Origin of the sequence: Gilvibacter sediminis (genome assembly GCF_028561565.1) — a bacterium.
GTDB classification, from domain to species: domain Bacteria; phylum Bacteroidota; class Bacteroidia; order Flavobacteriales; family Flavobacteriaceae; genus Gilvibacter; species Gilvibacter sediminis.
Genome location: NZ_JAQQTE010000023.1, coordinates 227,902 through 234,831, shown reverse-complemented (window position 1 = coordinate 234,831; position 6,930 = coordinate 227,902). Strand labels below are relative to the sequence as shown.

The 6,930-nt window shown below is 44.6% G+C and carries 7 protein-coding genes and 1 tRNA gene; 4 read left to right on the top strand and 4 right to left on the bottom strand.

From position 1 onward, the window contains the following. On the top strand, nt 1-239 hold a 239-nt coding region (locus POW22_RS15405), incomplete at its 5' end, for a T9SS type B sorting domain-containing protein (RefSeq protein ID WP_272833660.1). Between the two features lie 53 nt (nt 240-292). On the opposite strand, the gene POW22_RS15400 is transcribed toward POW22_RS15405, so the two are convergent. Next, complete coding sequence (locus POW22_RS15400) at nt 293-1,810, bottom strand: OmpP1/FadL family transporter (protein ID WP_272833659.1); 1,518 nt, start codon at nt 1,808-1,810, stop codon at nt 293-295. A 39-nt stretch (nt 1,811-1,849) separates the two neighbouring features. Then, complete coding sequence (locus POW22_RS15395) at nt 1,850-2,977, bottom strand: hypothetical protein (RefSeq protein ID WP_272833658.1); 1,128 nt, start codon at nt 2,975-2,977, stop codon at nt 1,850-1,852. Between the two features lie 100 nt (nt 2,978-3,077). On the opposite strand from POW22_RS15395, the gene proS reads away from it, so the two are divergent. The 3 genes from proS (at nt 3,078) to rpsT (ending at nt 4,990) form a co-directional block, all read left to right on the top strand. Beyond that, a complete protein-coding gene (gene proS / locus POW22_RS15390) occupies nt 3,078-4,553 on the top strand; it encodes a proline--tRNA ligase (RefSeq protein ID WP_272833657.1) in 1,476 nt (491 codons plus the stop codon). Nucleotides 4,554-4,649: 96 nt separating this feature from the next. Then, nucleotides 4,650-4,721: transfer RNA gene (locus POW22_RS15385), tRNA-Glu, on the top strand. Between the two features lie 17 nt (nt 4,722-4,738). After that, nucleotides 4,739-4,990, top strand: a complete 252-nt coding sequence (gene rpsT, locus POW22_RS15380) for a 30S ribosomal protein S20 (RefSeq protein ID WP_272833656.1) — start codon at nt 4,739-4,741, stop codon at nt 4,988-4,990. Nucleotides 4,991-5,009: 19 nt separating this feature from the next. Here the strand turns inward: rpsT and POW22_RS15375 are convergent, their stop codons facing one another. Both POW22_RS15375 and POW22_RS15370 read right to left on the bottom strand, forming a co-directional pair. Further along, nucleotides 5,010-5,207, bottom strand: coding sequence for a hypothetical protein (locus POW22_RS15375; protein ID WP_272833655.1), 198 nt, complete (start codon nt 5,205-5,207; stop codon nt 5,010-5,012). Between the two features lie 199 nt (nt 5,208-5,406). Next, on the bottom strand, nt 5,407-6,864 hold the full coding sequence (locus tag POW22_RS15370; protein ID WP_272833654.1) for a MopE-related protein: 1,458 nt from the start codon (nt 6,862-6,864) through the stop codon (nt 5,407-5,409). Nucleotides 6,865-6,930 lie beyond the last annotated feature (66 nt).

Genomic DNA, 6,930 nt, shown 5'->3' with positions numbered 1-6,930 from the left:
ACCAAGACGGCTTCCACGACACCTGGAACATCATAGGAATCGCCAGCAATCCAACGGCGCAGATCTACATCTACGACCGCTACGGAAAGCTGCTCAAACAACTCAGTCCACTAGGGCCTGGTTGGGACGGAACCTACAACGGTAACCCGATGCCATCGAGTGATTACTGGTTCCAAGTGATCTATGACGAGGACGAAGTTGAGAAAGAGTTCAAAGGGCACTTTACCCTAAAACGATAAACAAAAAAAATCCCGCCAATCGGCGGGATTTTTTAATGCTTTTTTTCATCAGCCTAGAAAAAGAATCCTAGACTTAAGGTATATACATCCAACTGTTGATCAATATTAGTTGGTGTGGTAAGACCTGTTGCGTAAAGGGCTTCGCTACGTTCTTGCTGTGCAGTTGAATAACTCAGATCGATCTTTACATTATCCAAAGCGTAACCCAATCCAACTGAATACCCAGTAAGGTCCCCCATTAGGTTTGAATCTTGAAAAGGACTTTCTTCAAAGCGATATCCGCCTCTAAAACTCCATTTGTTTACACGATACTCACCCCCAATTCTATAGGAAGAAGAAGCTTGGAAAGTGTTTGCAATAAGTGCATTCTGCATATTGAAAAACGGCTCATTGGTAGTGAACTCAATATTGGAGTAATCCTTGTAGCCATAATCAAAGCTGATTAGACCGGCTTGTCCAAACAGTAGTGCAGCACTCGCCTTAAGTTGTCCTGGAGTACGCATGCGGTAGTCTGCAAAGAAGTTGATGATTCCTGGATCTACCACTTCAATAATAGAGCTGTCATCTGGCAATAAACGTCTGGTCTCAATGCTTTGAGTAGTTTCTTCAGTAAGTGTTAACCAGGTAGGGGTGTCGTAAGTCACTCCTACACGCAAGATGTCTCCTACTTTGGCGATCGCTCCAATTTGAGCCGAGAATCCATTACCTAAGACCCAAAGGTTCTCTTCAAAACCAATTTGGTCAATAGTAGCCCCCGCATTGCTGTTGGATTCAAACAAGAAGGTAGAGCTGCGATAGTCGATGGCGTGAGCATTCAAGTTAACTCCTAAATAAAGTCGGTCTTTATAGGCTGTAGCCATATTAAAGGTGTATTTGCCTTGGTAGCCTCGTTCTACTTTAAAGTGCTCTTGATTAAAACTCCCTTGTCCAGTATTAGAGAAATAGGTGGTATTCCCTGGAACGTTCTCAGTAGGATCAATGATAAACGATTGGAATCCTAAGAAGGCGGTCTGTGCAGCAGATCCTTCTGTCTCGCCTAAGAATCTATACAGCTCAGGAATAGTCTCACTACCCTGCAACTGCAACAACTCTAAAGGAATTCCATTGGCTTGGTTCAAAAAGAACTGATCAATACCTACATTATTGGTTCCAACACTTACCACTTCATTGTCAAAGTTGTTCTGTAGCTCGTAATTCACGGCTAAGGTGAACTTGCCCCAATCGGCCTCATCACTACTGTTGCCAAATACCCAAACTGCGCCAGCCTGTGAGATCGCTGCGTCAATGTCAGAACTCTGATTAAATGTATTGGAATACAAGATATCGTTTTGACGATCGATAAGCGCTCCGGTAGCCGAAGCATAATTGTACAGGAAGATCGCAGATCCCGCAGGGTTGAGTGCCACTCCGGAGAGGTCTCCACCCAGGGCTCCAAAGGCCCCACTCATGGCGTTAAATCTTGCAGTTCCGTAAACGGATTCCTGACTATATCTCAAGGCATCAGATAGACCTTGTGCATTCATATTGGGCATAAGGCCACCCAATATGAGTAGGTATAATAGCTTTCTCATTGCGTTATTTTATGGTAAGAATGATTGATGATGCGAATTTTATCCGCGTCCGCCGCGACGGCCTCCGCCTCCTCGTGATCCTCCGCTGCTGCGCATAGATCCTCCGCTACTTCTCATAGAGCCTCCGCTTCGCATAGATCCGCTGCTGCGACTTCTAGAGCCAGAGCTTCTCATGGATCCACTACTTCTTGAACGGTTGTTGAAGTTCGTTGAGCGTGAACGGTTGTTAAAGTTTGGAGACGTTGAGCGCATATTTCGTGAGTTGCGACTGCCACTCATGCTGTTCGTGTTGCGTCTTGAATTGCTGAAGTTAGAGGAAGAACGTGAGTTCACGTTTCCAGATCTTCTCGCATTGGCTTGGTTTACACGACGTGCTACCTCAGAACGACTGTAAGAAGAACGTCTGTTGTTGGTAGCTGCAGTTCTGCTGGCTGCTACTGCTCCGTAGCCCACGTTTCCGCGGTAATCTGCTCTACGTCCTCTGTTGTAGGCGTATCCACGACCGTACGCATAACCGTTATTCCAGTAGCCGTTACCCCAGCCCCAGCCGTATCCAGCTGGCCAGTACCATCCTGGACCGAAAGCCCATGCAGGTCCCCAAGCAGGTCCCCATCCGAAGCCAATTCCAGGGTTGAAGCCGTAATTCCAGCCCCAGGCACCCCAGCCGCCCCAGCCGCCCCAACCAGGACCCCAGCCTAAGCGGTTAAATCCAGGACCCCAGCCCCAACCGGCGCCAAAGCCAAATCCGCCCCAGGCACCCCAACCGTTGTCGTAAACATTCACGGTAACGTCGGTGGCGTTTGTTCCCCAAGGTCCGAAGGATTCTTGATCATCTTCAATAACGATAAGTCCGTTATCATCAACGGTCTCTGCTGAAGTATAGCTATCTATATCTGTGAAAATATCTGCCTGATCGGAGATATTAGAGATTTGAGCACTCTTGGTGCCAAAGTATTGTTTGTAGTAGTTGCTGTTGGCATTCTGATTTGCGGCTGCAGTCTGAGTGCCGGTATTGTCTGAAGGTACTCCCATTGTTCCGGTGGAGTAAATGCCGTCTTCTGAGTAGGATGCATTTTGGTAGGTTCCGCAGGAGGTTAAAAGCAGTCCAAAAAGGCCAACTAGGGTCCAGTTGAAGGGCTTTTGCAGGAAGGAAGTAACTCTTTTCATAGCAACATAGTTTTAATTGTTGAACATTATAAAATTAATTAGTTTTGCCAAGATTAACTAATTGCTGTAAAAAGAGCAATTTCTATGCCAAACTCAGGAAATGGGAAAGAATTTAACAAGTAGAAGCGAGGATTATTCCAAATGGTATAACGAACTGGTAGTGAAGGCCGATTTGGCTGAAAACTCAGGAGTTCGGGGATCTATGGTGATCAAACCCTATGGGTATGCTATTTGGGAGCGCATGCAAGGCGAATTGGACCGTATGTTCAAAGAAACAGGTCATAAGAATGCCTATTTCCCGCTATTCATTCCAAAATCATATTTCTCCAAAGAAGCCAGCCACGTGGATGGTTTTGCTAAAGAATGTGCTGTGGTTACGCACTACCGTTTAAAGAATGCTGAGGACGGCAGCGGAATTGTAGTAGATCCTGATGCGAAGTTGGAGGAGGAGTTGATTGTTCGTCCTACTTCTGAGACCATTATTTGGGATACCTATCGCCGTTGGATTCAGTCTTACCGAGACCTTCCTATTTTGGTGAACCAATGGGCCAATGTGGTACGTTGGGAAATGCGAACGCGTTTGTTTTTGCGTACTGCGGAGTTCTTGTGGCAAGAAGGTCACACGGCTCACGCCACCAAAGAAGAGGCCATTGCCGAGGCAGAACAAATGATGCATGTCTATGCGGAGTTTGCTGAGATTTTCATGGCAGTTCCTGTAGTAAAAGGAACCAAGACAGAAAGCGAACGTTTTGCGGGAGCCTTGGAGACCTATTGTATTGAGGCTTTGATGCAGGATGGGAAGGCGCTGCAAGCGGGAACTTCTCACTTTTTAGGGCAGAACTTTGCCAAGGCCTTTGACGTGCAGTTTACTTCTAAGGAAGGTAAGTTGGAGTACGTATGGGCAACTTCTTGGGGTGTGTCTACCCGTTTGATGGGCGCGCTTATTATGACGCATTCTGATGATAATGGATTAATACTACCTCCATCTTTGGCGCCAGATCAAGTGGTGATTGTACCTATATATAAAGGCGAAGAGCAGTTGGCCGCGGTAAGTGAAGTGGCTCATAAGCTACAAGCAGATCTGAGAGCTGCTGGAGTACGCGTACTCTATGATGATCGTGATACCCACAGACCGGGCTGGAAGTTCAGCGAGTATGAGCTTAAAGGAGTGCCAGTGCGTATTGCCATTGGTCCAAAAGATATGGAGAACGGTACGGTAGAGATTGCCCGGAGAGATATCTTTAAAAAGGAGATCATTGCGAACGATCAAGTAGTGAGTAAGGTGACAGGGCTGTTGGAGGAGATCCAAAATGGCTTGTACGATCGTGCAGTTGCTTATCGATCGGAGCACACTACAGCAGTAAACAGCTACGAGGAGTTCAAAGAAGTCCTTAACGGTAAAGGTGGATTCATTTCGGCCCACTGGGACGGAACCGCGGAGACTGAAGAGCGTATAAAACAAGAAACCAAGGCAACCATTCGTTGTATTCCGTTGGATGCCAAAGAAGAAGCAGGCAGCTGTATCTACAGCGGAAAACCGTCTGCGAGAAGGGTTTTATTTGCGAAGGCTTACTAGGGAGGAAAAAATTTTCAGTTCCTTCGAAAAAAGTTTTGCATAATATTGCGACAATAAAAAATAGTTGTATTTTTGCATCCGCATTTGAAACCAAATGGCCCGTTCGTCTAGGGGTTAGGACGCCAGGTTTTCATCCTGGTAACAGGGGTTCGAATCCCCTACGGGCTACTAATTAAAAGTAGAAAATGGCAAATCATAAGTCAGCTTTAAAGCGCATCAGAAACAGCGAGACCAAACGTCTACGCAACCGTTACCAGCACAAAACGACTCGTAACGCAATGAAGCGTTTGTTTGAAACTACCACTAAGAAAGACGCAGAGAAAATGTTCCCTGCTGTTGCCTCTATGGTAGACAAATTGGCGAAGCGTAACATTATTCACAAGAATAAAGCCGCTAACCTTAAATCAAACATGGCGAAGCACGTAGCTTCTCTATAAGGTAAACTACTTTTCGGTATTAGAAACCCCCAAGCGAAAGCTTGGGGGTTTTATTTTTTGTTTTTCTTTTTTCTTCTTCACTTTTATTGTCCTTTTTACCATTGCCGTAAAAAGGACCAAAAAGGTCTAGCGACGCTCCCTCACCTTTGAAAACTACGCTGCCCTCAGCCACAGCTGCTTGGAGCACGTTCTCAGCTACGCTTCGATACTCTTCCAAGCATCTATCCGCCAACTGCTGCCAGCTTGTTTTCTAGCAGACTCGTGAGGAGTCGCGGAGAGCCGTGAAAATTGTTAAGTAATTTTTATTGTCGCACCGAACAAACCTCGGTTGCCATGTAAGCGACGGTATTAGGTTCTTAGCCGTCCCTTCTGTGCAGCGTCTTGATTTGGAGCAAAGATATGTTGGATGTCGCCCTCTAGAGTGCCGTGTAATAAAAGTAAATAGCTTTGTTAGGGTCTCCATCAATAATAACTCTTCGCGGATAACCACTTGGGTAGTAGTCATAATCTAACGTTCTGAGCACAGTTCCATTCTTGGAATAAGAAGTGGGGTTATTGGTGTTCTCATGTCTAAACATCAAAGAAGACCGATTCAACTCAAAGAGAAGTTCATTCGGTATCACAAGGAAGCCCATTCTATTATAAGCGGTAGTTAAAGGAGAAATAAATTGGTGATCTAATGTATTTGGAATTGATTGATGATAGTTTGGATTACTATCATAAGTAATGGTGTAGACATCTCCGGAGACTAGGTCAGTCACTTGGGTTAAATTGTTTCCGGTATATTCAAAATTTTGTAGCCAATCATCACCGGCGGGAAAATAAGCCTCAATTGAACTTAATCGGTTGCTTGAATCTCTTATCATTTCTCCTTCATATGTCGGAAAAGGGGGTTCGCTGCTTCCTGAATATTCGTAGATAAAAAACGAATTTGGAGTTACAGTTTCAGCATCATGCCCCATATAAGCTGAAAAATTTTCACTGGAGAAAACGAACTGAGCTCCGAAATCTACAGCTCTCTCCAAGTTTGTAGTTGATGACCAACTGTATTTTAAATAGCGTCTATCAATCAAATCATCACCAAACTCTGCTCTATCAAAATAGGTCAATAAATTTATTTCAAGCGGTCTATCAGAACTATCATAGGAGTAATTTATCTCAAAATTTCCGTTGTTGGTTGGATCTATGAATACCTGTCTGGTCAATTTTCCGCTATCATCATATTCATAATTGAGTAAGTGAAAGATCTCACTTTCAGGGAAATCAATAACGACGTTCGCTAGTTTGACAGGCCCAGAACTTGCAGTAGGAGTAATAATTGTTTCTGGGGAAACTTCAAAATCAAAGAATTCTGTGTAAGCACTGACTTTGATGTCATAACTCATTCCTTCATCAAGATCGGTTATAAGATAATACGGTCTGGATAAATTACTCGCAACTTCAGTTTCGTTCAAATAAACTCGATAAAATAGATCCGCTTCTATTTCCGTAGTCGATTCTGTCCAAGTGATCAAGGCAGAATTGAACCCCACTGATTCTACTGTCATCTCAAAAGCAGAAGGAATGGCATCTGCGGACTCTCCATCACAATTATTGTCAATGCCGTCATTAATGATCTCTTCTTGATTTGGGTTGACCGCGGCATTGTTGTCATCACAATCTGTATTGTTTAAAATAAATCCAACGGGTTGTTCACAGGAGGAGACAGAATTATCTGGGTCACCAAAACCGTCTTGGTCATTATCCTTGTACCAGGTGAATGGAGAGCAGTCCTCGCTGGTCTCTTCGGGTTCCGGGGTGTCGTCCTTGTCACAGGCAAATACAATGAATACAAAGCCCAAAAGGAGCCCCAACATGATGTAGTTTGATTTCATAGCGTTAGTTGATTTGTGGGGAGTTCCTGTGAATTTACTAAAAATATCTGCTTGTGCAGCTTAAAG

Coding starts and splice junctions, on each gene's coding strand:
- POW22_RS15370 (WP_272833654.1), bottom strand. CDS start 6,864: ATGAAATCAAACTACATCATGTTGGGGCTCCTTTTGGGCTTTGTATTC.
- proS (WP_272833657.1), top strand. CDS start 3,078: ATGGGAAAGAATTTAACAAGTAGAAGCGAGGATTATTCCAAATGGTAT.
- rpsT (WP_272833656.1), top strand. CDS start 4,739: ATGGCAAATCATAAGTCAGCTTTAAAGCGCATCAGAAACAGCGAGACC.
- POW22_RS15395 (WP_272833658.1), bottom strand. CDS start 2,977: ATGAAAAGAGTTACTTCCTTCCTGCAAAAGCCCTTCAACTGGACCCTA.
- POW22_RS15400 (WP_272833659.1), bottom strand. CDS start 1,810: ATGAGAAAGCTATTATACCTACTCATATTGGGTGGCCTTATGCCCAAT.